Consider the following 23,141-nt stretch of genomic DNA (forward strand, 5'->3'; position numbering starts at 1 on the left):
CGCACCGGGACCGTATTTCACCTCCTGCTAAGTAATCCTCAGGAAATTATTGCGAATTTATGACGAACAGAACCGGATGCTATGCAAGGCGCCCGCTGCGACGCAGTGCGAGCACTGCTAGCAGCGGGCAACGCCGCAGAGCGCCGGTTATGGAAGTCAGAAATCACAATAATTTATTGGGGGTTACTTAGGCGAGTTCTCCGCGGATGATTGCCGCACCGGCGCTGAGCGCATTGAGTTTGCCTCTTGCCACGCCACGCGCCAAGGGCGCCATGCCGCAGTTGGTGCTCGGGTAGAGCTTGTCGGCATCGACAAAGCGCAGCGCCTTGCGCAGGGTGTTGGCCACTTCCTCCGGCGTTTCAATGGTATTGCTGGCCACGTCGATGGCCCCGACCATCACTTTTTTGCCGCGTATGAGTTCAATCAGGTCGATGGGCACACGCGAGTTGTGGCATTCCAGCGAGATGATGTCGATATTCGATTGCTGCAGCTTGGGGAACGATTCCTCATATTGGCGCCATTCGGACCCCAGCGTATTTTTCCAGTCCGTATTGGCCTTGATGCCGTAACCATAGCAAATATGCACGGCCGTTTCGCATTTGAGCCCTTCGATCGCCCGCTCCAGGGTGGCGATGCCCCAATCGTTCACTTCATCGAAGAAGACATTGAAAGCGGGTTCGTCAAACTGGATGATGTCGACGCCGGCCGCCTCCAGTTCCCGCGCTTCCTGATTGAGGATCTTGGCGAATTCCCAGGCCAGTTTTTCACGGCTTTTATAGTGGCTGTCATACAGCGTATCGATCATCGTCATCGGACCTGGCAGCGCCCATTTGATCGGCTGCGTGGTTTGCTGACGTAAAAATTTGGCGTCGTCGACAAACACCGGCTTCGGGCGGCTCACGGCGCCCACGACGGTCGGCACGCTCGCATCGTAGCGGTCACGAATCCGGACGGTCTCGCGTTTGTCGAAATCGACGCCGCTCAGATGCTCGATAAACGTGGTGACAAAATGTTGGCGGGTCTGCTCGCCGTCACTGACGATATCGATGCCTGCCTGCTGCTGTTCCTGCAGCGACAAACGCAAGGCATCCTGTTTGCCCTCGATTAATTCCTCGTCCTGTAATTTCCAGGGCGACCAGAGTTTTTCAGGCTGCGCCAGCCAGGAAGGTTTGGGCAGGCTGCCGGCAGTGGAAGTAGGCAATAATTTTTTCATGATGACGATTTCGTGTAGTTGGATTAATCGGCGAGCGTGGCGGCAGCCCATTGTTCGAGAACATGCTTGTAGGGCTTGATGAAATGCTCTTCCGTATATTTGCCCTGCTTGACGGCCAGCTGGCTGCGCTCTTCCCGGTCATAGACAATTTGCGTCAGTGAATAATCCTGATTCTTCAGGCTGGGCTGATAGCATTTCCCCGCCGCGGCATTGGCATTGTAGATTTCGGGCCGATAAATCTTTTGAAAGGTTTCCATCGTGCTGATGGTGGCGATCAGCTCCAGATTGCTGTAGTCGCCCAGCAGGTCGCCGATAAAATAAAACGCCAGCGGCGCGGCACTGTTTGGCGGCATGAAATAGCGCACCTGCATGCCCATTTTCTCGAAATAGGCATCCGTCGAGGAGAACTCGTTTTGCTGATACTCGACGCCCAGGATGGGGTGCTGATTTTCCGTCCGCTGATAGGTCTTGCTGCTCGAAGCGCTGAGGCAGATGACCGGCGGCTTGCTGAAGCGCTCTTGATAAGCATCGGATCTGACAAAGTGCTTGAACAGCTTGCCATGAAAATCGCCGAAATCCTCTGGTGCGCTGAATGTGGCTTGATTATTGTTGTGTTCTGGCAGCAGCACGCTGAAGTCGTAATCGCGCACGTAAGAGGAGAAGTTATTCCCCGCGATGCCATCGATGCGTTGTCCGGTTTTTTTATCCAGGATATTCGGCTTCAATATCTCGATCAGCGGGATATTGCCGCCTTTGACATCGATATTCAACTCGACGGAAATGATTTCGAGCTCGACAGAATAACGGTCTGCCTTCGGGTTGTCCCAGTGCGCCAGGCTGTTGAAGCGGCTGTCGATCATTTTCAGGGTGTTGCGCAAGTTCTCCTGGCGGCTCTTTCCCCTGGCCAGATTGGCAAAGTTGGTCGTCAGGCGCGTAGTGTCCGATGGATGATAGTTTTCATCGAAAACAATGCTCTTGATGCTGAATACAAAGTCGTTGCTCATGGTGATCTGCTGTCCTGATTTCTGCGAAAAGGTGAATGGGTTGCTTGCCTGGCGACTGTGGCGATGCATATCAGGCGGCGGCCAGCTCTTGCGTCGTGGCCGGTCTCGCATGGCGCGTCAATCCGATCAAGGGCAAGGCCCGTTGCACCGCCAGTGCGGCCCGCTGGATCAGCGCCTCGTCCTGCAGACGGTAGTCGAGGAAATCCTTGTCGGTCGCGTAGACGCCCAGCGGCAAGGTGCGTGCCTGGAAAAAGCTGAACAGGGGCCGCAACTGGTGATCGATCATCAGGGCATGGCGCTCGCTGCCGCCGGTAGCCGCCAGCAGGACGGGCTTGTCGATCAAGGCGTCCTGATGAATGAAGTCGAAGAAGTGCTTGAACAGTCCCGTGTAGGAGCCGCGATAGACCGGGGTTGCCACTACCACGATGTCAGCTTGCTCGACCGCCGCAAGTTCCCGCTCCACCGTCTCGGGCAGCTGCGAGCGCCAGACGGCGCCGGCCAGCTGCGGCGCCAGCTGACCCAGTTCGATCAGGCGTTGTTCGCACAGCACTTCGTCGGCGATCAGGTCCATCAGGTGCTCGGCCAGGGCTGCCGCCTTGGAAGGGCGTTGTAGCCCGCCGGAAACCGCGACTATACGCAGGGGACGTGTCATGTTTGCTTTCATAGGGAGTGATGCGCGAAGGCCGGTAAATACCGGCAGCAGGGAAGTGGATGATAGCGGGAGGAATCGATGAAGTATAATGGTCATATTTCATACATCCATGAATATGGCTCATTCCAATGCTTGAACGCATTCACCTCAGCATCGTCCAGCAGGTCGAAAAACAAGGGTCGTTGACGGCCGCCGCAGGCGTGCTGCACCTGACCCAGTCGGCCCTGAGCCACAGCATGAAGAAGCTGGAGCAGCAACTGGGCACCGACGTCTGGCTGCGCGAAGGGAGAAATTTGCGCCTGACGCAGGCCGGCCAGTATCTGCTGGCGGTGGCGAACCGGGTACTGCCGCAACTGGACCTGGCCGAAGAGCGCCTGGGCCAGTTCGCGCAGGGCGAACGCGGCGCGCTGCGCATCGGCATGGAATGCCACCCTTGCTACCAGTGGCTGCTCAAAGTGGTGTCGCCGTATCTGACCGCATGGCCCGACGTGGATGTGGACGTCAAGCAAAAGTTCCAGTTCGGCGGCATCGGCGCGCTGTTCGGCTACGAGATCGACCTGCTGGTCACGCCCGACCCGCTGTACAAGCCGGGGCTGACCTTCGAACCCGTGTTCGACTACGAGCAGGTACTCGTCGTGGCCAAGGGCCATGCACTCGCTACAGCGGCGTATGTGCAGCCGCAGCAGCTGACCCGGGAAGTGCTCATCAGCTACCCCGTCGACATCGAGCGCCTGGATATTTACAATCAATTCCTCTTGCCGGCCGGTGTCACGCCCAAGCGCCACAAAGCCATCGAAACGACCGACATCATGCTGCAGATGGTGGCCAGCGGCCGCGGCGTGGCCGCCCTGCCGCGCTGGCTGGTCGAGGAATATGCGGCCAAGATGGACGTGGTGCCGGTGCGCCTGGGCGCGCGCGGCATCGCCAAGCAGATCTTCCTGGGCGCACGCGAGACGGACACCGCCATCGACTACGTGCGCGCCTTCATCGCACTGGCGCGCCAGCCTGTCGTTGCGCAAGGTAGCTAAGCACGCGCGCCTGTTCAATCGGGCCGGCTACCGCGCGCCTTCCATGGCTTCCACAGTGTCGAAAATATGCGCCAGCGCGCCTTCCATGGCACCGGCCGTAGTGTCGCCGCTCTGGTTGGTGATGATAAAGACGCCAAGCTGATACTTGGGAACGACGTAGGCGTAGCTTTGCGCACGCGGCACGCCGCCATGGTGGACATAATGCGTGCCCAGCTGGCGATTGCTGCCGATGTTCCAGAAATAAGCGATGCTGAAGTCATCCTGAAAGCGGACCAGCGGCTGGTGCGATTCGACGACGGCGGGATGGGCGCCCAATTGCAGGCGCAGGTACTTTGCCATGTCCGGCATCGTCGACTTCAGGTTGCCCGCCGCCCCCCAGGGCAGTTGCGGCATCGGCGTGGTGACGGCGGGATTGTCGCTGTGGTAGCCGGGCGCCAGCCGGCCGGCATCCTTGGCGGTGATGCTCAGCCTGATATCCTGCATGCCCGCTTCGCGCGCGAGCCATTGCGTGAGCAAGACTTCATAGGGCATGCCGTAGATTGTTTCGAGCGTGTGCGCAACGAGTTCCGTACCAGCGCTGGAATACGCGTAGTCCTTACCGAGCGGACCTTTGATGCTGACGGTGTGCAAGTCCTGCCAGAATTGCCGTTGTCCGTAGCCGGCATAGGCGGCATTGAGCTTTGCCGGCGTGGCGTGTGCCGTGAAATCCTTCAAGACGGAGTTCACCTGCAAGGGCAGCATGCCCGGCATATTGCTCGTGTGCGTGATCAAGTGGCGCAAGCGTATGGGCTGCCCCTGCGACTGCAGGTTCGGATAGGCGGCTGGCAGGTACGTTTGTATGGGATCGTCGAGCGCCGCCTTCCCATCCAGCACGGCGTTCGCCAGCAGCAGGCCGGCAAAAGTCTTGCTGACCGAGCCGATTTCATACAGCGTCGTATCGTCCGGCGGATTGGCTTTGCCGGTCTCCAGCTCGCCTTGATGCAGCATGAATTGCTTGCCGCGATACACGACGGCAATCGAGGTCGCGTGCAGCAATGGCGACTGCAACAGGGTGGTCGCGGTCTGGCGCATGGCCGCAGGAATGTCGTGCGCAGGTGCCGTGGCTGCAGGCTTGCAAGCTGCCAGCACCAGTGTCATTCCAGTCATGATTGCGGCGAGTTTGTTCATCATGCACACCATCGAAGGGGGATGGGCATTCTCGCACAATGGATTCAGCGGCGGCAGAAAAAAGTCATGCGTATGAATTTTCCAGGTAGAAAGAAAACGCCACCTGGCGGTGGCGTTTTCTTTCTATTCCTGATGGCCTTGACTAGAACAAATAAAGTTGGTCGGATTTAAGAGTGTAACTTATTGATTCCTTGGGAACCGTCGTTCAATTAAAGTTCGTCGGATACCAATAACTGCCTCACTTTCGTTCAAGCGCACAACAATAAAGTGCGTCGATCAGTCTTCAAGGGCCTTAGTAGCGATGGTCCTATCCAACCATGCGGGGAATCAGGCAGTATGGCGCTTTGCCTATCTCATGGAGGTGATGGACCGGCGTTCGCGGAGTGTGCCGTCTTGGCGCATCAGAAATAGCGTTCTGCGCGGGCTGCTTAGAAGAGGAGCTAATCGGTCAAGCCGGACATTTTTAACACGAATCACGGCATCCAATTCACGAGCAAAGTATTCTTTGATCAATTTCGAATGGTTGAGGAGGATTACGTCGAAGCCCAGTGGCCAAGGTATAGTTCTGCAGTCTGGTCGGTGTGACCGTCACGGCAGACGAGTGGCCAAGTATCGGCCTGTCCATGCACGACATTATCGACTGGGAACCGGGCGCAAATCTTGGCGCGCACTCCATCAGTCGGGAATTCCACCCCCATCATCAGGGAGCTAGCCCCTCGGCTACGCGTTGACGCGGCGACATCGCCGCCGCGCTGCCGCAGGATCAGGCGACGATACAGGCTACCGCTACGCAGCCGGGCATCGTAGCAAACGTTTCGACAGAACCGCGCCAGCTGAGCGTTCCTTGGCGGTTGGATGAACAATTGTTGATGAACGTCATGGAGGAGGTCGTGACATGAATCTGCAACATGAATGGTACGCCTAGCTATGCGACGGACATACCGCTACACGCAGTTCTGCGGGAACTACGGCCACGTCGCCAAACAGCTTAAGCGCTCGACGCGCCAAGCGCACCGCGCTAGCGAGAAGCTGTTTAACGACTACGCGAGTCCTGCGATCAAGCTGACAGACGGCAGCCGGGATGGCCAAATACAAGCATCCGGAATAGGCGTACCGCGCCTTCGCTCTGATATCGCAGGCCAAGCGGTGCGGAAAGGTGAGGCGGGAGGCTGCCCTTCGATTACGGTGATTCACTCAGTCTATCGACCACTTTCTTTGTAACGATTGCATCGTTGAGACTCTTCATCATTTGGGCCAGGAACTCAACGTCCTTGTAGTCGGCAACATTCAACAAGCCTCTATGCTCGGTTAGCGGCACGATGTCGAAGTTAGCAATATCCACATTTTCAGGCAACATCTCTACAGCCAAGATAATTTGTTGAGTGATGCCATTGTCGCCGTTTAAAATTTCAATCATTGACGACAAATTTTTCAAATCTTGGCCAGACTGCTGTAAGGTATCGACCACAAACGGGAAAAGCGGAGTATCCCCATACGCAGCATTCGATTTGACCATTGCCAAATGGACTGCAAGCAACGACCGAGGCGCAGAACTGCCACCAGAGTTTCCCCGGTCGCCTGGCTTCGTTTTTTTGATTTGTTCTTCACTAGGCACGTTCAGCTTGTTTGAGAACCACGTGACACTATTGGTGAAATAGTCTCCCACTTCTTTGCTTCGGACCTTGTCCTCGTATTTTTTGTAACCAGCTTTGAGCTCTTCAACGTCAGCGGCATACACGGAAATCTCGCCTGAAAGCTCAGAGGTTACCGCATCAAATGCGTTGTCGAGGGTCTGTACGCTGTGTGCTGCCAGGATGAGCTCCTTTGCCTGTAACCCGGAGCGTTCCTCGCGAATGGCATAGGTAATCTCTCGACTCTGCTTGCTCACTTCTTCTAGCTGGGCCAGCAGTCGCTCATGATGGTTAACTGCCTTGGCCCGTTCGCCGCGAAGCTCAGATATGAGTAAAGCGAATGCGTGTGCGTCTTGAGTGAGCTGCAATCGGGCATGAAATGAGTTCTCGTGCAAAGTGCCGCATGTGGGGCATTCGATGTTTTCTTCGTTTCGCTCACTTAGAAAGCCAAGGTCATCGGTAAGGTTCTTGTAGTTTTCTGCAGCTAATTTCAATGACGATACAATTTGCTGCTTGTTATTGACGGCGACCACAAGCATTGCACGCAACTCATTTTGTTTCTGCTGTAAAGTCCGGGCTCTTTCCCCTAAATCGACCAACTCGTTTTCGAATCGTTCGGAATTGAGGATTGGGACGTTCTTAGGCAAAATCTCCCGCACTCGTTTGAATGCCAACCTCTGAGTGTCGAATTTAGACTGCATCCCCTTAAGTACGTCGGACGCTTCCTGCCATTTCTGCTTTGCCGCAAAATAAGCGTTTGGCCGTAACCCGATGTAGGCTTCAAACACAGGTTTCTTCCAAGCCCGAAACTGTCCAAGGCTAGAGAATGAGCTCCATGAAGCTCCCCATCCTCCATCTTGATCGATGTAAGTAGGTAGCGTTAAGTAGTCGATGCCGACACGAGCAGAAGATGAATTCTGCTGCCGTTGCAGCATTAGCTTATAGCCGAACCTATCTGCCATGACCCGGTCCCACGTGCCATGATTGTCCGCAAAAGCAATCAACTCACGACCTGAATTGAACAGACCAAAGCTTTTTCGCTGACGCAGGACAGTAAAGGTCTTTTGTTCAAATTCAAACTCCAGGGCTCCGATGCAATCTGGGTCCCAGCCTGCAGAATTATGTTTTTCAGGTGCGCACCCAAGCGTCCAAAAAAGGTTCTTAGTTATCCTGGATTTGCCCGTTCCGTTCGGGCCGAATAGGATGGTCCGATTCGTCGGAAAAGCCTGTATTTTTGCTTTTTGCTCCGTCTGTGAGACGAGCCAAAGCGTCTTGAAGGTCACGTTTCGGTTCATTTCTGACCCTCAGATTGCGGACCAGCCGCAACAGTGAATACGTTGATGTCGATTCCATTCCGAATTACCATTAGAGAGAGAGCATAAAGGAAGGACATTTCTACCGCCGCGAAGTCTTGCTTGTTCTTGTTGAGAGCTTCTACCGCCACACGCTCCATGAAACTACCCAGCTTTTTTGTATCAAGACCATTTTCGGCCTTCACGCGTTTACAGCACTCCATAAGTGTCACTACTTGACGCTTAAACAAAATATTTGTCCTGTCCGCCATCGCTGACAGAAGGGAAACTTTCTGCGCCCGAATATCTTCGAGCATTGAGAAGTCGTACACCTCTTGATTTAGCCGACTGATGCCTTCTTGAAAGGTATCGTCGATGGCTGGAGGTGGTTCCGAGACTCTAATAAGCGTCTGCAGCGCGTCTTGGCGCGACATTAGGCGCTGGGTTTTTAACTCATCGAAGGTAGCTGCAAAGCCGGTATTTGCACCGCGTTTTCTCATCTCGGAAACGAGCATCATGGCCGCCACTGCCGGCTGAGAAACTTTGAATTCCAGCTTTCGATTGTGGGCCAAGTCGCTGAGCTTCCCACTAATGAACAAGTTCTGCTGTCCGAGAGGAAGGTCAGACCGATGAAGCCAAATTTCTTCGAGCTCTATAGCACCTGCATCCATTTGCAGCTGTTTTGCCAACGCCGCATTCAGGGACAGCTTTGCCTTATCAACCAAGTTCGCCAAATGATAGTTTTGGATATTCATCGAACCATTTCCGTCATCCAGTTTTATACTGGTGTTCGTCACAAAACGGAGTGTGGTCGCATACCCATTGAATTGCCGCCGCCTGTTGTAAAGCTTCGCCAAGATAGACAAAGGTTGACTTCCATCCTTTAGCTTCCGGCTGGAGACTTTATGCAATTCGGAAAATGTCCAAGCGATGGCTTGCTCATTCGTTTTTACCTGGCAAAACTCAACCGCAGTTGGCGCGGTAGACGAATTCAAAACTGCGATGTCCTCTTTAACTTCAATACCGACAGCAAAATCATCCGGCTTTTCCAAGAGTTCCGAAATTAACAAAACCGCATACCATTCTTGGTAGGTAAATCCTTGGGAGGCCACTTGACCGGAATTATCATCATCTGTGGTATCGGCTAGCAAAGCCGTTAGTGACTTCCGCACTCTGTGCCTCCTAGGCTTAGAATTATGGCCTTGCCTGGGGAACAGCTACGCCAACGGCATACTAGCAAAATAATTTGTCTTTTGGCAAGCGCCAAAGCACAGCATGAATTTCAGTCTCGGATTCAAGTGTGAGCTTGGGACTTACGTGAACACAGGTCAAACTACCGTGCAGCCATATTGTAGTGGTTTAATGTACCCGGACACTGATTTAGGCGAGAATGCTCGCCATGGAGAGGTGTTTGATGAGCAAGCAAAGACGTACGTTTTCCCCTGAGTTCAAACAGCAGGCGGCATGCCTGGTACTGGATCAAGGATATAGCCATACGGAGGCAAGCCGGTCGGTCGGCATCGGCGAATCAGTGCTGCGCCGCTGGGTGCAGCAGCTTCAGTTGGAGCGGCAAGGCATCACGCCACAGAGTAAGGCAATGACGCCTGATCAGCAGCGAATACAGGAACTCGAAGCACGCATTGAGCGTCTCGAGCGGGAGAAGTCTATTTTAAAAAAGGCTACCGCGCTCTTGATGTCGGAAGGGATAGAACGTACGAGGTAATCGATCAGATTTGTGGTGACGAATCAATCGAGTTGATCGGCGCGGTGTTCGACGTAGCGCGGTCATGCCTGTATGCATATCGGGAGCGCGCCCGGCACATTGATGTTGAGCGCATGGCATTGCGTAGCCGCGTGCACGAGCTGTTCGTCGAGAGTCGCAGTTCGGCGGGAAGCCGCAGTATCATGGGCATGATGCGTGAGGAAGGCACGGCAATTGGCCGCTTCAAAGTCAGTCGTTTGATGGAAGAGTTGGGGCTGGTCTGCAAACAACCTGGCAGCCATGCCTATAAGCAGGCTACGGTGGAGCGGGTCGATATTCCAAACCACCTCAATCGTGAATTCACAGTGGCGGCGCCAAATCAGGTCTGGTGCGGGGACATCACCTATGTCTGGGCGCAAGGCCGATGGTATTACTTGGCAGTGGTGTTGGATTTGTTCGCTCGCCGAGCGGTGGGCTGGGCATTCTCGCTACGACCCGACGCTGACCTTGTTGTGCAAGCGCTGGAAATGGCTTACGAGCAGCGAGGTCGACCACAGGGCCTACTGTTGCATTCGGATCAAGGTAGCCAGTACGCCAGTCGAAAATTCCGTCAGCGCTTATGGCGCTATCGGATACGACAGAGCATGAGCCGGCGGGGAAATTGCTGGGATAACTCCCCGATGGAACGGCTGTTCCGCAGCTTCAAAACGGAATGGCTGCCGTCAACTGGTTACATGACGGCACAGGAAGCACAACGGGACATTAGCCATTACCTGATGCACCGGTATAACTGGATACGGCCACATCAGTTCAACCAGGGACTGGCACCGGCCGTCGCCGAAGAAAAACTTAACGTAGTGTCCGGGATGGGTTGACCACTACAGTTTGACAATCTCGGCATAAATTTGACAAGCCAAGAATGGGGCAGAGCCTCTACCAAGGCGTCGCTTAGTAAACTTTGGCTGTCGCCCTTCGTGATCCCAATTCCTTGATGGAGGCAAGCGTCGAGGATGAGATCACATATATCACGTGAACGATACGGGACTTCTTTCTCCCTCCAAACCATGAGCAAGGCACCATAGCGGCGCAGGACAGGATTAGCGGCGTGTTCAGTACCCTCGACATAGACTGTTGGTGCGCCTACGGTCTTTGAGTCAGATGTAGGGTACTCAGTGTGGAGCATACGATAGCTCTCTAGGCCGCAATAATGAACAGGGCACCAATCCACCGATGGCAAGTGGTGAGCGCGTCGCCAGAAAGACATCGAATGCACATGGCGATCGAGCTCTGAGCAACGCGCGCAGTAATTGGCGGCAGTATTGATCTTTGGGCCAAAGAATGTTCGAAAACCGGCCCTTCTATTTACAAGATCTACTAGGTTAGTCCCCCTATCTACAGCATACAGAAGAGGGTGCAAGGTATGCATTTTCAAAAACTCCGCGTTTCGGTAGCCAATTGTCTGGGCGACCACTGAAACATGGCTTGATGACTTAGGTATACCGTAGAAAAGTGCGAGCTTTGCAATAAGGGTATCGCTATCACAGCAATTCAAGAATGCTAGGCGCGCAATGATACTGTGCGCCAATTCATCAGGAAGGGGTTCTACATCAATAAAATCCAAATGCGCCACCTACCCACATCGGCCGGAAGCTAATGAAACGCCTCCGACCTGTTTGTCATCAACAAAGACAGCTGGCGGAAAACCTCGGAGTCACCGAATATATTGGCTAAAAATCCGACCAACTTTATTGTTTTCCGACTGACTTTATTTGTTCTAGTCAGGCCCCCGGCCGGCTTACTCCACCGTCACCGACTTGGCCAGATTGCGCGGCTTGTCGACATCCGTGCCCCGCGCCAGGGCCGTGTGATACGCGAGCAATTGCAGCGCGACCACGTGCAGGATAGGCGACAGATCGCCGTAGTGCTCGGGCAGGCGGATGACGTGCAAGCCTTCGCCGGAGCTGATGCGCGAGTCGACGTCGGCGAAGACGTACAGCTGGCCGCCGCGGGCGCGTACTTCCTGCATGTTCGATTTGAGCTTTTCGATCAGGGCGTCGTTCGGCGCGATAGTGACGACGGGCATTTCATTCGTCACCAGGGCCAGCGGGCCGTGTTTCAGCTCGCCGGCCGGATACGCTTCGGCGTGGATGTACGAGATTTCCTTCAGCTTTAACGCGCCTTCGAGGGCGATCGGGTAGTGCATGCCGCGGCCCAGGAAGAGGGCGTTTTCCTTGCGCGCGAATTCTTCGGACCAGGCGATGATCTGCGGCTCCAGCGCCAGCACGGACGCGATGGCGACGGGCAGGTGGCGCATGGCTTTCAGGTGCGCCGCTTCCTGCTCTTCGGAGAGGTGGCCGTTGACTTGCGCCAGGCACAGGGTCAGCAGGAACAGGCCCGCCAGCTGCGTGGTAAACGCCTTGGTGGACGCCACGCCCACTTCCACGCCGGCGCGCGTGATGTAGGCCAGGGCGCATTCGCGCACCATGGCGCTGGTGGCCACGTTGCAGATGGTCAAGGTGTGCTGCATGCCCAGGCTGCGCGCATGTTTCAGGGCGGCCAGGGTGTCGGCCGTTTCACCGCTTTGCGAAATGGTCACGACCAGGGTGTTCGGGTGCGGCACGCTGTCGCGGTAGCGGTATTCGCTGGCCACTTCCACGCTGACGGGCACCTTGGCGATCGACTCGATCCAGTACTTGGCCGTCATGCCCGCATACGAGCTGGTGCCGCAGGCGAGGATCAGCACGCGGTCGATCTGCTTGAAGATTTTATACGCGTCGTCGCCGAACAGTTCCGGCATGATGCCCGTCACGCCTTCGAGCGTGTCGCCGATGGCGCGCGGCTGCTCGAAGATTTCCTTCTGCATGTAGTGGCGGTACGGGCCCAGCTCGGCCGCGCCCGTGTGGGCGTGCACGGTTTTCACTTCGCGCTCGACGGGCTTGCCATCGACATCGACGATCCAGCAGCGCGACAGTTGCAGGTCGACCACGTCGCCTTCTTCCAGGTAGATGATCTGGTCCGTCGTGCCGGCCAGCGCCATGGCGTCGGACGCGACAAAGTTTTCACCATTGCCCAGGCCGACGATCAGGGGCGAGCCCTGGCGCGCGGCGACCACGCGGTGCGGCTCGTCGCGGCAGAAGACGGCGATCGCGTACGCGCCGTCGAGGCGTTTCACGGCCTGCTGCACGGTCTCGAACAGGTCGCCGTTGTACATGTGCTCGACCAGGTGGGCGATCACTTCCGTGTCCGTCTGGCTCTGGAAGACGTAACCCAAGGCCGTCAGTTCGGCGCGCAGTTCGTCATGGTTTTCGATGATGCCGTTGTGCACCAGCGCCACGCGGGCGTTCTCTTCCGTCGGGGAAAAGTGCGGGTGGGCATTGAAGGAGACAGGGGCGCCATGCGTGGCCCAGCGCGTGTGGGCGATGCCCGTAAAACCGCTCAAGCCTTCTTCGGCGATCTGCTTTTCCAGTTCGGCCACGCGCGAGGTGGAACGCGAACGCTGCAACCGGCCATCCGCATGCAGGGCGATGCCGCAGGAATCGTAGCCGCGGTATTCCAGGCGCTTCAAGCCTTCGACCAGGATGGGAGTGATATTACGTTGCGCTACTGCGCCGACGATGCCGCACATGGAAACCTCTGTCTAAAATTTAATCAATGCACGCATGCTAATGCAGAGTGCGTGAAATATGCTTTCTAAATCCGTATATTTTTGACCAAATATTTCATGACTATTTTACGGTGAAATATTATTTCACTTATACTCAATATATTTTCCAATTCATCAAAATCATGAACGATAACAATATTACCCTCGACGAGATCGATCGTCGCATCCTGAACGCCTTGCAAATTGACGCGTCGCAAACCAACAGCGAGCTGGCGCAAGCCGTGCACGTCTCGGCGCCCACGTGTTTGCGGCGGGTCAAGCATTTACGGGAAAGCGGCGTCATCGAACGGCAAGTGGCCATCGTCGCGCCGCAGCTGGTGGGGGCGCGCCTGACGGCCATCGTGGAAATCACGCTCGACGTGCAGGCGGCGGAACGCATGGCGGAATTCGAGCAGCTCGTGGCGGACGAGCCCGCCGTGCTGCAATGCTACCGCGTCTCGCCCGGGCCCGACTTCGTGCTGATGGTGCAGGTGGCCGACATGCCCGCCTACCACGCGCTGGCGCACCGCCTGTTTGCCGCGCACGCGAATGTGCGCAACGTGAAAAGCTACTTTTCCACGTTTCGCAGCAAGTTCGAGACTCGCATCGCTGTGTAAACCCGGCTGGCAGAGAAGTTATCCCCGCTTATCCCAGCCTTTTCGCCCGCTTATGCACAAGTTTATCCACAGTATGAACATCACGGATTTACACGACCGCCGCCATCCAGCCTCGCATGAGACCTGTCAATAAATAGACATCAGCTCCCGGATAAAACTTATCCCGGCTTATCCAGCGCTTGCCCACCTATTAATCACAGGCTTTTGCACAGCTTTACCCACAGCCAGGCTTTACAAATTTGTCTTAAATATCCTTGAAATACAATGACTTATAAGTTATTCATAACTTATTCGCCAATTACGCACAAGCTTATCCACAATCCAGGCAGGCAAAAAACTGAGGCTACTTTCATAGCCTGCGAGACTAGCCTGCCTGCTCGAGCACCAAACTTGGCCAGATAACTTATCCCATCTTTCCCACAGGTTTTTCACCATTTATACGCAGCTTATACCGGGCTTATCCATCGCTTGTCCGCCTGTTTGTTCACATGTTTATCCACATACCAAAATACAGCGGAAATGTTTGATGGAAATAAGGCCCCGACTTATCCCGGGTTGCCAGCCAACTTTCCACAGGATTATCCACAGGCGTAAAAAAACGCCGCCAGCCCGGACAGGCTGGCGGCGTCATGCCGGGTGAGGGCGGACTCGCTTACTTGGGGATTTTCACGGGACGCGTCCAGCCGTCGATGGTCACTTGCCGCGCGCGCGACACCGTCAGCTTGCCGGCCGGCGCATCCTTCGACAAGGTCGTGCCGGCGCCCAGGGTGGCGCCCTTGCCGACGGTGACGGGGGCGATCAGCTGGCTGTCGCTGCCAATGAAGGCGTCGTCTTCAATCACCGTGCGGAACTTGTTCACGCCGTCGTAGTTGCAGGTGATCGTGCCGGCGCCGATGTTGACCTTCGAGCCGATGGTCGCGTCGCCGATGTAGGCCAGGTGGTTGGCCTTGCTGTGCGCGGCGACCTGGCTGTTTTTCACTTCGACGAAGTTACCGATGTGCACATCTTCCGCCAGGACCGTGCCCGGACGCAGGCGCGCGTAGGGGCCGATGATGGAAGCGGCGCCGACGACGGCGTCCTCGAGATGGCAGAAGGGCTTGATGTGCGCGCCAGCGGCCACGGTGGCATTGATGATGACGTTGTTGGCGCCCACGCGCACGCCGTCACCCAGTTCCACGCGGCCTTCAAATACGCAGCCGACGTCGATGGTGACGTCGCGGCCGCAAATGAGTTCGCCGCGCACGTCGATGCGGGCCGGGTCCAGCAGGGTCACGCCGCGCTCGAGCAGGGCTTGCGCGATATTGTTCTGGTGGATGCGTTCCAGCTGGGCCAGCTGCACCTTGCTGTTGACGCCCGCCACTTCCCACACGGCAGCCGGGTGGGCCGAGGTGACGGCCACGCCGTCGGCGACGGCCTGGGCAACGATATCGGTCAGATAGTATTCCCCTTGGGCATTGTCATTCGACAAGGCCGACAGCCACTGCTTCAGCTGCGCGGTGGGCGCGACCATGATGCCGCTGTTGATCTCGCGGATGGCGCGCTCTTCTGGCGTGGCATCCTTTTCCTCGACGATGCGCACGATGGCGCCGTGTTCGCGCACGATGCGGCCCAGGCCGAAGGGATCGTCCTGTTCCACGGTCAGGATGGCCAGCTTGTCCTTGCCGGCCGCCTGCACCAGTTGCTGCAGGGAAGCGGCGCTGGTCAGCGGCACGTCGCCGTACAGGATCAGGGTGGGCACGCTGTCGTCCAGCAAAGCCACGGCTTGCTGCACGGCATGACCGGTGCCCAGCTGCTGCGTTTGTTCCGCCGCGTCGATCGCCAGGTCTTGCTTGGACTTGTAGCCGTCCAGCAACTTCAGCACCGCAGCGCCCCCATGGCCGTAAATCACGCATAATCGGGACGGCGCCAGGACGCGCGCCGTGTCGATGACGTGCGACAACAGCGGCTTGCCCGCCAACGGGTGCAATACCTTGGGCAGTGCCGACTGCATGCGTTTGCCCATACCGGCAGCGAGAATGACAACGTTCATAGACCGTAATTTTATAAGTTAAGAATATGAAAAAGTTTAACACGCAGGCCCCGTCTTCCACGCCCTTCCAGCGGTTTACTTATGCCGTGCTGGCCATCATGCTCGTCGTCATGGCCGGCTGCAGCGGCTTGCGTCTGGCCTACAACAACGGCGATACCGTGCTGTACTGGTGGCTGAACGCGTATGTCGACCTGGACCGCGACCAGAAGGGCTGGGTGCGCGAAGACATCGACAAGCTGTTCGACTGGCACCGCAAGACGCAATTGAAGGATTACGTGGAAATCCTGCGCACGGGCCAGAAACAGCTGCAAGGCAATATCACGCAGGCGGACCTGATGGCCGACTACGGCGAGATCAAGCAGCGCACCCAGGCACTGCTGCTGAAGGCGGCGCCCGACTTGGCCGACCTGGCCCGCTCGCTCAAGCCCGAGCAGATCGCGCAGATGGAAAAGAAGTTCAAGTCGAACAATGACGATTACCGCAAGAAATACCTGAGCGGCGACCAGGAGAAGCGTCAGAAATTGCGCTACAAGAAAGCCATGGAGCAATTCGAACTGTGGTTCGGCGGCTTCAGCAGCGAGCAGGAAGCCATCATCCGCAAGGCGTCCGACGCGCGTCCGCTGAACAATGAGATATGGCTCGACGAACGCATGCGGCGCCAGCAGAATGTGTTGACCCTGGTCAAGAAAGTCCACCAAGAAAAACTCGGCAAGGAAGCCACCGCAGCCTTGATCACGACCCTGATCAAGGACAGTTTCGAGCGCCTGGAACATTCGGAACGCAAAGCCTTTTTTGACGCCTACGAAAGCAGCACGGCGCAGATGGTCATGACGGTCATCAAGATCGCCACGCTGGCGCAAAAAGCCCATGCCGTCAAGCGCATGCAGGGCTGGATCGACGATTTCAATTCCCTGGCCACGCAAGCCAAATAGGCAGGCAGCGCCAGCAGGGGGGGATGGGGGCCATATGCTATAGTGGCCACCATCGAATTGAAGAAATCCCCATGCAAAAAAAGATCAAGAAACCCGCCAAAGTCCCCGTCCACCACGCGCCGCCACCGAACCAGGTACGCATCATCGGCGGCCAGTGGAAGCGCTCCGTGCTGCCTGTTTTGCAGGCACTGGGCTTGCGCCCGACGCCGGACCGCGTGCGCGAAACCGTGTTCAACTGGATCAACCACCTGCGCGACGGCGACTGGGCCAACGCCCAGGTGCTGGACCTGTTCGCCGGCAGCGGCGCGCTGGGCTTCGAAGCGGCCAGCCGCGGCGCCGCCTCCGTGACCATGGTCGACACGCATACGCCCGTGATCCGCCAGCTGGAAGAAAACAAGGTGAAATTGCGCGCCGACAATGTCCAGCTGCTGCGCGGCGACGCCCTGCTGACGGCGCAAGGCCTGGCAGCGCGCGGCCAGCGTTACGACCTGATCTTCCTCGACCCGCCTTACCAGCAGGATTTCCTGGCGAAAGTGTTGCCGCTGTGCGCCAACCTGCTCAAGGAAGGCGGCATCGTGTACGCGGAATCGGGCTTGCCGCTGGTCTTCGATGAAACCAGCGCACTGGAAAAGCCGGAATGGATGGCGCCGTGGGAAGTCATCCGCGCCGACAAGGCGGGCACCGTTTATTATCATTTGCTAACTTACAACAAAGTGCCGGCAACTGCCTGAATCTGCCTATAAATGAGGCAAAAAAGCTCCCTGGCCCGAGGCGCAGCACCAAGGTGGTCACCAATTTCAGGCATAATGCGCGTCTATATTGGTGCATCATCAGGGAGCCGCAATGGTTGTAGCCGTTTATCCAGGAACATTCGATCCGCTCACGCGCGGTCATGAAGATTTGGTGCGCCGCGCATCGGGCCTGTTTGACAAGCTGATCGTCGGTGTGGCCGACAGCAAGAACAAGCAACCGTTTTTCTCGCTCGACGAACGCCTGGAAATCGCCAACGAAGTGCTTGGCCACTACCCGAATGTGCAAGTGGAAAGCTTTTCCGGCCTGCTCAAGGATTTCGTGCGCAAGCATGAAGCGCGGGTCATCGTGCGCGGCTTGCGTGCCGTCTCCGACTTCGAATACGAATTCCAGATGGCGGGCATGAACCGCTACCTGCTGCCCGATGTCGAAACCATGTTCCTGACGCCATCCGACCAGTACCAGTTCATTTCGGGCACCATCGTGCGCGAAATCGCGGCGCTGGGCGGCGACGTCTCCAAGTTTGTCTTCCCCTCGGTGAACCGCTGGCTGCAAAACAAGATTGCCGCCAACGCTGCATCATCGCAATAAGTAAGAGTGAAATCATGGCATTACTGATCACCGACGAATGCATCAATTGCGACATTTGCGAGCCCGAGTGCCCGAATGACGCGATCTACATGGGCGCGGAAATCTACGAAATCGATCCCAACAAGTGCACCGAATGCGTGGGCCACTTTGACGAGCCGCAATGCCAGCAAGTGTGCCCCGTCAGTTGCATCCCCTTCAATCCCGCCTGGCGCGAAAGCCCAGAGCAATTGATGGCCAAATACGAACGCCTGCAGGCGGAACTGCCTGCCGCCAAACCCTAAGCATTTCTTCCTCGCCACTTCTGCGTGGCGCCAGCTTCTGCCAACTGTTCTACACTGTGTGCTTGTGCGGACTTATCCACAGCACATGTTTCTCCACGGAGGCAGAAGATGCAAATACGCACATCCCGTTTGGGCCGCTCGCTGGCCGCCGCCTGCCTGTGCGCGGGCCTGTGCGCCGCCTTGGCGCAACCTGCGCTGGCCGTCGAGGTGGGCGGCGTCAAGCTGGACGACACGGTGCAGCTGGCCAGCCGCGAGTTGAAACTCAACGGCGCCGGCGTGCGCTACAAGGTCATCTTCAAGGTCTACACGATTGCGCTGTACCTGCCGGAAAAGAAAACCCAGCTGGCCGAGATCCTGGCGCTGCCCGGGCCGCGCCGCCTGGAAATCGTCATGCTGCGCGACATCACGTCCGACGAGCTGGGTCTGGCCTTCATGCAGGGCTTGAAGCGCAGTTCCGACCAGGCCGACCGCACGCGCCTGCTGAGCCAGACGATGCAGTTCGGCGCCATGTTCGAAATGGTGCCCGGCCTGAAAAAGGGCGATATCCTCACCGTGGACTGGCTGCCGGAAGAGGGGACGTTGTGCAAGCTGAACGGCAAACAGGTGGGCGACACGGTGCCGGACCTGGCCTTTTACAATGCGCTGCTGAAAATCTGGATCGGCGCCCATCCGGCCGACACCTTGTTGCGCGCGCATTTGCTGGGCGATATGGCCTAAAGCGGCCTGAACGAAAACGCGGGCGTAAAAAAGCCGGCTCACGCCGGCTTGTCATTTGCAACAGTTGATCGCTCAGGCGCGCGTCGACAGGGCGCGCAATTCGGCGGCATTGCTTGGCGACACGCCATCCATCTTGCCCAAGGTACGCTGCAAGGCTTGCGCTTCGCGCAGCTGCTGGCGCGCCAAACGCTCTTCGCGACTCAGCTTGGGACGCACCACCAGCACCATGGCGCGGGCGATGCCCACCAGCAAAGGCTTGAACAGCAGGGCGAAGGCGCCCACGGCAACGATCACCAGCACGAGTTGCAGGGCGTTCAGCAGGGAAATCTCCAGCACGGGTGCGGATACTGCGTACAGGGCGGAGGCGAAGGTAGACATACTGTTCCAGTGCATTATAGAATTTGCCAGTACTATAGTGCAGTGCAACATATAAATCTAATTCCATTTCTTGATACCAATTATATGAATCGTGAATGGAAAACTGTAATATTTTTTTACGAGTGAAAATATTCGTGCCCGGCGCGGTTTACACTCTTAAGTAATCAATTCAACTTTTATCTTGGGCTTTCCATGAGTTTTCTGACGCTGGATCTGAACTTGCTGCGTGTTTTCGACGCCGTCATGACGGAACAAAACCTGACGCGCGCAGCGGGCCACCTGGCGATGACGCAGCCGGCGGTATCGAACGCCATCAAACGCCTGCGCGAGAGCCTGGGTGACGAATTGCTGATCCGCACGGCATATGGCGTGAAACCCACGCCCCGCGCCGAAGCGCTGTGGCCGTCCGTGCGCTCGGCCCTGGCCAGCCTGGAAGCGGCCGTCACGCCGGAAACCTTCGACGTGTCGAAAACCCACGCCACCTTCCGCATGGCCATGGCCGATGCGACGGCCGCGTTCTGGCTGCCTTCGCTGATGCGCTCGATCGAACGGGAAGCGCCGGGCGTCAACGTGCGCATGATGCCGCTGACGACGCGCGAACCGCGGCCCATGCTGCTGCGCGGCGATATCGACCTGGCCGTGGGCTTCTTTCCCGGCGTGGCGGCGCAATTGTCGAGCGAGACGGGTTCGCCCATCCGCCACGAGCGCCTGTATTCCGGCAAATATGTATGCGTGATGCGGCGCGGCCATCCGCTGGCCGACAAGGAACTGACCCTGGATAACTATTGCGCGGCGAACCATTTACTGGTGAGCTTTTCCGGCCGCGCGCATGGCTTGATCGACGAGGCACTGTCGCAGATCCACCGCGAACGGCGCATCTTGTTGACGGTCAACCAGTTCTTCACGGCCGGGCGAGTCGTCGCCAATTCCGACCTGATCACCGTCTTGCCGCGCCATCTGATCGCCTCGACGGGCATGACGGAGTCCCTGCTGTACAAGGATTTGCCGTTGACCTTGCCGGCCGTCCACCTGGACATGCTGTGGCACGAACGCGACGCCCGCAGCCCCGCCCATAAATGGCTGCGCAATCACCTGGAAAGCATGAACACGCCCACGTTACGCACGGCGACGGCGGCCGGCGGCGGCGTGGCACCGAAGCCGCATATTGAGTAACCGTAGCCGGCCCAAGAAAAAACGCCTGATGATCTCTCATCAGGCGTTTTGCTATGCGTGACTGCTGGAGCGATAACCGATCCTGAAACCGCCCCAGTGCTTGCCCTCGACGTGGATGGGCACGGATAAATCGTGCATGACCTCACCCGTGTCGCGTTTATAGGTTTGCAACAGGAAGGGCTTGGTATTGCTGCCGCAGCGCTTGCCCGTGCGGTCGCTGAAGATGCGCTTGGTGCGGTTATTCACCATATCGGTGGCGTAGTCGCCCGTCAACGGCTGGGAAAACTTCTTGTTGTGCGTTGGAAAATAGCCATTGTTGTCGACGGCGCCCGCATACGCCAGATGGGGCAATGCCGCCAGCACGCCTTCCTGCAGCTCGGGCAGCACCTTGTCTGTAAACGCGTCGAACTTCGTGTTGTGCTTGGGTGGATTCGTGTTCGGGATGGGGCGGTAGTGGCGGTCGAACAGGGCTTCGCGCGTGATGCGCCCCGAGGCGATCGCCTGCTCGAACAGTTTGCCCACCTCGCGCGCGGCGCGCTGGGCCGCCTCGCGGATCTCGTCGTGCGGCGTGGCCACGCTCGATTCGCCCAGGGCGCCGGCGATCACTTCGGCCCGCTCGGCCAGGGCCATGGCCGACTGCGTGGCGCGCGGCAATTCCGCATTCGTCGACAGCATGCTGTCGCGGATTTGCAGGATGGCGTCGGCGATCAGCTGCGTCGTGTCGACGTGTTCGCGCGAGGCGCGGGCGATTTGCCCGATCTCGTCCTCGGACTCGCCCGACGATTCCTCGATATGGCTCAATGAGGCATGCACGCTTTCCACATTGCGCGCCGCTTCCGTGACACCGGTAGCGAGCGAACTCATGCCGCGCGCCGCTTTTTCCGACTGTTCATTGATTTCGCGCACCATCACGCTGATTTCATCGGAAGCTTCCTTGGTGCGCTGCGCCAATTGCCGCACTTCCCCGGCCACCACGGCAAAACCGCGTCCGTGTTCGCCGGCGCGCGCCGCTTCGATGGCGGCGTTCAGCGCCAGCAAGTTGGTGCGCGCGGAAATATCGGAAATAGCTTCCGTAAAGCCCGTGATGCGTCTGGATTTTTCCTGCAAGCTCAGCATGGAGCTGGAAGCGCCTTGCGCTTCTTCGCGCGCATGATTGATGCGGCGCAAGCCCTGATCCACTTCGGCGCGCGCCGCCACGCTTTCCACGCGCACGCCGGCGGCCACCTTGGCGGCCCGTTCCGCATTGGCGGCGATCTTTTCCGTCATCGCGGCATTTTGCACGGAGCTGTCGGCGATCTCGCTGGCCGTGCGCACGTCGAGTTCCACCTTCTGTTTGACGGAATCGACAAAATACGAGGTTTCCGCCGCGCCGATCATGATGGCATCGATGGCGTTGCCCACCGTGTCGGCGAACTCGTGCAAGCCCGGCTCGCCGCGCGGACGGCCGGCAAACGCCAGCAGCGCGGCGCCTATGGCGGCGGCCACGCAGGCGATCAGATACGGATGGTCGCCGCCCGAGAGCAGCAGCAGGTAGGCCAGGCAACAGGCCATGGCCATGGCCAGGATCGTGAATACAAAGAAACGCACCAGCTGATGCTGCAACTGCTTCATTTGTCCCCCGCTGCGCGAACCCGCCACGCCCCGTTGAGGGGACGTGCTGTAACCGTATGCGGGTGGGCACGATTGCCCAACCTTGCACCCTGAAGTTACCGTCTGCGCGGCGTTTCAGGCGGCTACCGGATAGCAGAATTGTAGTTCTACCCTACAACATTTGTTCCGATAGCTCAATCAGAAAAGTGGGGCCGCTACACCGAGGTCACTTAATTGGCAATTTGGTGGTGTTTTTGACCTCTTCCATGACGGCATAAGTGTGGGTTTCCCGCACACCTTTTTGCAGCAAGGTCTTGCCCAGGAATTCGCGGTAGGCCGCCATGTCCTTGACGCGCGCCTTGACCAGGTAATCGAAACCGCCGGCCACCATATGACATTCCAGTACCTCTGGAATGATTTGTACGCTATGCTTGAAGGCGTCGAACACTTCCGGTGTCGTGCGATCGAGCACCACTTCGATGAACACCAGCAGCGAGACGTCGAGCAGCTGCGGGTTCAACTGGGCCGTATAGCCCATGATGTAACCGGATTCGTGCAGCTTGCGCACGCGCTCCAGGCAGGCGGCAGGCGACAGGTTCACGCGCGCGGCCAGCTCCACATTGCTGATGCGTCCATCGCTCTGCAATTCCATCAAGATTTTCTTACTGATCTTGTCCAGCATTCCTATCACCCCCAAATTAATATTATTTGGTTAAATTGTCGCATCAAAAACTATCTATTGCTAGCCCCC

General features: G+C 57.4%; 21 protein-coding genes. 9 read left to right on the forward strand and 12 right to left on the reverse strand.

Going from position 1 to position 23,141, the window contains the following annotated elements:
* Nucleotides 1-187: 187 nt before the first annotated feature.
* The 3 genes from AC07VH_RS17625 to msuE form a co-directional block, all read right to left on the reverse strand.
* Nucleotides 188-1,213, reverse strand: coding sequence for a methionine synthase (locus tag AC07VH_RS17625; RefSeq protein ID WP_494787684.1), 1,026 nt, complete (start codon nt 1,211-1,213; stop codon nt 188-190).
* Between the two features lie 23 nt (nt 1,214-1,236).
* Nucleotides 1,237-2,217, reverse strand: a complete 981-nt coding sequence (locus tag AC07VH_RS17630) for a DUF1852 domain-containing protein (RefSeq protein ID WP_494787619.1) — start codon at nt 2,215-2,217, stop codon at nt 1,237-1,239.
* A gap of 70 nt (nt 2,218-2,287) precedes the next feature.
* Nucleotides 2,288-2,869, reverse strand: coding sequence for an FMN reductase (gene msuE / locus AC07VH_RS17635; RefSeq protein ID WP_494787618.1), 582 nt, complete (start codon nt 2,867-2,869; stop codon nt 2,288-2,290).
* Nucleotides 2,870-2,997: 128 nt separating this feature from the next.
* On the opposite strand from msuE, the gene AC07VH_RS17640 reads away from it, so the two are divergent.
* A complete protein-coding gene (locus AC07VH_RS17640; protein ID WP_489629311.1) occupies nt 2,998-3,897 on the forward strand; it encodes a LysR family transcriptional regulator in 900 nt (299 codons plus the stop codon).
* Between the two features lie 27 nt (nt 3,898-3,924).
* Here the strand turns inward: AC07VH_RS17640 and AC07VH_RS17645 are convergent, their stop codons facing one another.
* The 3 genes from AC07VH_RS17645 to AC07VH_RS17655 all read right to left on the reverse strand — a co-directional run bounded on the left by AC07VH_RS17645 (nt 3,925) and on the right by AC07VH_RS17655 (nt 9,159).
* Nucleotides 3,925-5,043, reverse strand: a complete 1,119-nt coding sequence (locus AC07VH_RS17645; RefSeq protein ID WP_494787617.1) for a serine hydrolase domain-containing protein — start codon at nt 5,041-5,043, stop codon at nt 3,925-3,927.
* Between the two features lie 1,201 nt (nt 5,044-6,244).
* Nucleotides 6,245-7,978: a hypothetical protein gene (locus tag AC07VH_RS17650; protein WP_494787616.1), complete on the reverse strand. Its 1,734-nt coding sequence runs from the start codon at nt 7,976-7,978 to the stop codon at nt 6,245-6,247.
* Between the two features lie 8 nt (nt 7,979-7,986).
* Nucleotides 7,987-9,159 (reverse strand): dsDNA nuclease domain-containing protein, encoded by a 1,173-nt coding sequence (locus AC07VH_RS17655; RefSeq protein WP_494787615.1) that lies wholly within the window; start codon nt 9,157-9,159, stop codon nt 7,987-7,989.
* A gap of 242 nt (nt 9,160-9,401) precedes the next feature.
* Between AC07VH_RS17655 and AC07VH_RS17660 the strand changes: the two genes are divergently transcribed.
* Nucleotides 9,402-10,564, forward strand: a protein-coding gene (locus tag AC07VH_RS17660; protein WP_494787683.1) for an IS3 family transposase whose coding sequence is annotated in 2 segments (ribosomal slippage) — nt 9,402-9,657 and nt 9,657-10,564 — 1,164 coding nt in all. Because the reading frame shifts where the segments join, the coding sequence is not laid out codon by codon here.
* On the opposite strand, the gene AC07VH_RS17665 is transcribed toward AC07VH_RS17660, so the two are convergent.
* Together AC07VH_RS17665 and glmS are read right to left on the reverse strand one after the other, a co-directional pair.
* On the reverse strand, nt 10,495-11,319 hold the full coding sequence (locus AC07VH_RS17665) for a TniQ family protein (RefSeq protein WP_494787614.1): 825 nt from the start codon (nt 11,317-11,319) through the stop codon (nt 10,495-10,497). The genes AC07VH_RS17660 and AC07VH_RS17665 overlap by 70 nt on opposite strands.
* Nucleotides 11,320-11,484: 165 nt before the next feature.
* The gene (glmS, locus tag AC07VH_RS17670) at nt 11,485-13,314 is read right to left on the reverse strand and encodes a glutamine--fructose-6-phosphate transaminase (isomerizing) (RefSeq protein WP_034782627.1); all 1,830 of its coding nucleotides are present in this window, start codon (nt 13,312-13,314) and stop codon (nt 11,485-11,487) included.
* A gap of 161 nt (nt 13,315-13,475) precedes the next feature.
* Between glmS and AC07VH_RS17675 the strand changes: the two genes are divergently transcribed.
* Nucleotides 13,476-13,949: an Lrp/AsnC family transcriptional regulator gene (locus AC07VH_RS17675; RefSeq protein ID WP_475416973.1), complete on the forward strand. Its 474-nt coding sequence runs from the start codon at nt 13,476-13,478 to the stop codon at nt 13,947-13,949.
* A gap of 652 nt (nt 13,950-14,601) precedes the next feature.
* On the opposite strand, the gene glmU is transcribed toward AC07VH_RS17675, so the two are convergent.
* On the reverse strand, nt 14,602-15,978 hold the full coding sequence (glmU, locus tag AC07VH_RS17680) for a bifunctional UDP-N-acetylglucosamine diphosphorylase/glucosamine-1-phosphate N-acetyltransferase GlmU (RefSeq protein ID WP_494787613.1): 1,377 nt from the start codon (nt 15,976-15,978) through the stop codon (nt 14,602-14,604).
* Nucleotides 15,979-16,004: 26 nt separating this feature from the next.
* Between glmU and AC07VH_RS17685 the strand changes: the two genes are divergently transcribed.
* From AC07VH_RS17685 to AC07VH_RS17705, 5 genes are all read left to right on the forward strand, one after another.
* On the forward strand, nt 16,005-16,910 hold the full coding sequence (locus AC07VH_RS17685) for a DUF6279 family lipoprotein (RefSeq protein WP_494787612.1): 906 nt from the start codon (nt 16,005-16,007) through the stop codon (nt 16,908-16,910).
* 71 nt (nt 16,911-16,981) lie between these two features.
* On the forward strand, nt 16,982-17,641 hold the full coding sequence (gene rsmD, locus AC07VH_RS17690) for a 16S rRNA (guanine(966)-N(2))-methyltransferase RsmD (protein WP_494787611.1): 660 nt from the start codon (nt 16,982-16,984) through the stop codon (nt 17,639-17,641).
* A gap of 112 nt (nt 17,642-17,753) precedes the next feature.
* Complete coding sequence (gene coaD, locus AC07VH_RS17695; protein ID WP_034752633.1) at nt 17,754-18,251, forward strand: pantetheine-phosphate adenylyltransferase; 498 nt, start codon at nt 17,754-17,756, stop codon at nt 18,249-18,251.
* A gap of 14 nt (nt 18,252-18,265) precedes the next feature.
* The gene (locus AC07VH_RS17700) at nt 18,266-18,532 is read left to right on the forward strand and encodes a YfhL family 4Fe-4S dicluster ferredoxin (RefSeq protein ID WP_070218911.1); all 267 of its coding nucleotides are present in this window, start codon (nt 18,266-18,268) and stop codon (nt 18,530-18,532) included.
* 108 nt (nt 18,533-18,640) lie between these two features.
* Nucleotides 18,641-19,249, forward strand: coding sequence for a chalcone isomerase family protein (locus AC07VH_RS17705; protein ID WP_475415793.1), 609 nt, complete (start codon nt 18,641-18,643; stop codon nt 19,247-19,249).
* A gap of 72 nt (nt 19,250-19,321) precedes the next feature.
* On the opposite strand, the gene AC07VH_RS17710 is transcribed toward AC07VH_RS17705, so the two are convergent.
* Nucleotides 19,322-19,627: a hypothetical protein gene (locus AC07VH_RS17710; RefSeq protein WP_489629307.1), complete on the reverse strand. Its 306-nt coding sequence runs from the start codon at nt 19,625-19,627 to the stop codon at nt 19,322-19,324.
* A 192-nt stretch (nt 19,628-19,819) separates the two neighbouring features.
* On the opposite strand from AC07VH_RS17710, the gene AC07VH_RS17715 reads away from it, so the two are divergent.
* Complete coding sequence (locus AC07VH_RS17715) at nt 19,820-20,800, forward strand: LysR family transcriptional regulator (RefSeq protein WP_034752642.1); 981 nt, start codon at nt 19,820-19,822, stop codon at nt 20,798-20,800.
* A 51-nt stretch (nt 20,801-20,851) separates the two neighbouring features.
* On the opposite strand, the gene AC07VH_RS17720 is transcribed toward AC07VH_RS17715, so the two are convergent.
* Nucleotides 20,852-22,411 carry a methyl-accepting chemotaxis protein gene (locus AC07VH_RS17720; protein WP_489629306.1) on the reverse strand — a complete coding sequence of 520 codons (1,560 nt, stop codon included), beginning with the start codon at nt 22,409-22,411 and terminating at the stop codon, nt 20,852-20,854.
* A gap of 205 nt (nt 22,412-22,616) precedes the next feature.
* Nucleotides 22,617-23,072 carry an Lrp/AsnC ligand binding domain-containing protein gene (locus AC07VH_RS17725; protein ID WP_010393827.1) on the reverse strand — a complete coding sequence of 152 codons (456 nt, stop codon included), beginning with the start codon at nt 23,070-23,072 and terminating at the stop codon, nt 22,617-22,619.
* Between the last annotated feature and the right edge of the window lie 69 nt (nt 23,073-23,141).

This window comes from Janthinobacterium sp. GW821-FHT03C10 (genome assembly GCF_059420865.1).

Excerpts from the sequence above, each read along its gene's own strand:
- AC07VH_RS17700 (WP_070218911.1), top strand. The coding sequence starts at position 18,266 with ATGGCATTACTGATCACCGACGAATGCATCAATTGCGACATTTGCGAG.
- AC07VH_RS17710 (WP_489629307.1), bottom strand. The coding sequence starts at position 19,627 with ATGTCTACCTTCGCCTCCGCCCTGTACGCAGTATCCGCACCCGTGCTG.
- rsmD (WP_494787611.1), top strand. The coding sequence starts at position 16,982 with ATGCAAAAAAAGATCAAGAAACCCGCCAAAGTCCCCGTCCACCACGCG.
- AC07VH_RS17725 (WP_010393827.1), bottom strand. The coding sequence starts at position 23,072 with ATGCTGGACAAGATCAGTAAGAAAATCTTGATGGAATTGCAGAGCGAT.
- AC07VH_RS17640 (WP_489629311.1), top strand. The coding sequence starts at position 2,998 with ATGCTTGAACGCATTCACCTCAGCATCGTCCAGCAGGTCGAAAAACAA.
- coaD (WP_034752633.1), top strand. The coding sequence starts at position 17,754 with ATGGTTGTAGCCGTTTATCCAGGAACATTCGATCCGCTCACGCGCGGT.
- AC07VH_RS17630 (WP_494787619.1), bottom strand. The coding sequence starts at position 2,217 with ATGAGCAACGACTTTGTATTCAGCATCAAGAGCATTGTTTTCGATGAA.
- AC07VH_RS17625 (WP_494787684.1), bottom strand. The coding sequence starts at position 1,213 with ATGAAAAAATTATTGCCTACTTCCACTGCCGGCAGCCTGCCCAAACCT.
- AC07VH_RS17685 (WP_494787612.1), top strand. The coding sequence starts at position 16,005 with ATGAAAAAGTTTAACACGCAGGCCCCGTCTTCCACGCCCTTCCAGCGG.
- AC07VH_RS17715 (WP_034752642.1), top strand. The coding sequence starts at position 19,820 with ATGAGTTTTCTGACGCTGGATCTGAACTTGCTGCGTGTTTTCGACGCC.
- glmS (WP_034782627.1), bottom strand. The coding sequence starts at position 13,314 with ATGTGCGGCATCGTCGGCGCAGTAGCGCAACGTAATATCACTCCCATC.
- AC07VH_RS17675 (WP_475416973.1), top strand. The coding sequence starts at position 13,476 with ATGAACGATAACAATATTACCCTCGACGAGATCGATCGTCGCATCCTG.
- AC07VH_RS17720 (WP_489629306.1), bottom strand. The coding sequence starts at position 22,411 with ATGAAGCAGTTGCAGCATCAGCTGGTGCGTTTCTTTGTATTCACGATC.
- AC07VH_RS17705 (WP_475415793.1), top strand. The coding sequence starts at position 18,641 with ATGCAAATACGCACATCCCGTTTGGGCCGCTCGCTGGCCGCCGCCTGC.
- glmU (WP_494787613.1), bottom strand. The coding sequence starts at position 15,978 with ATGAACGTTGTCATTCTCGCTGCCGGTATGGGCAAACGCATGCAGTCG.
- msuE (WP_494787618.1), bottom strand. The coding sequence starts at position 2,869 with ATGACACGTCCCCTGCGTATAGTCGCGGTTTCCGGCGGGCTACAACGC.
- AC07VH_RS17645 (WP_494787617.1), bottom strand. The coding sequence starts at position 5,043 with ATGACTGGAATGACACTGGTGCTGGCAGCTTGCAAGCCTGCAGCCACG.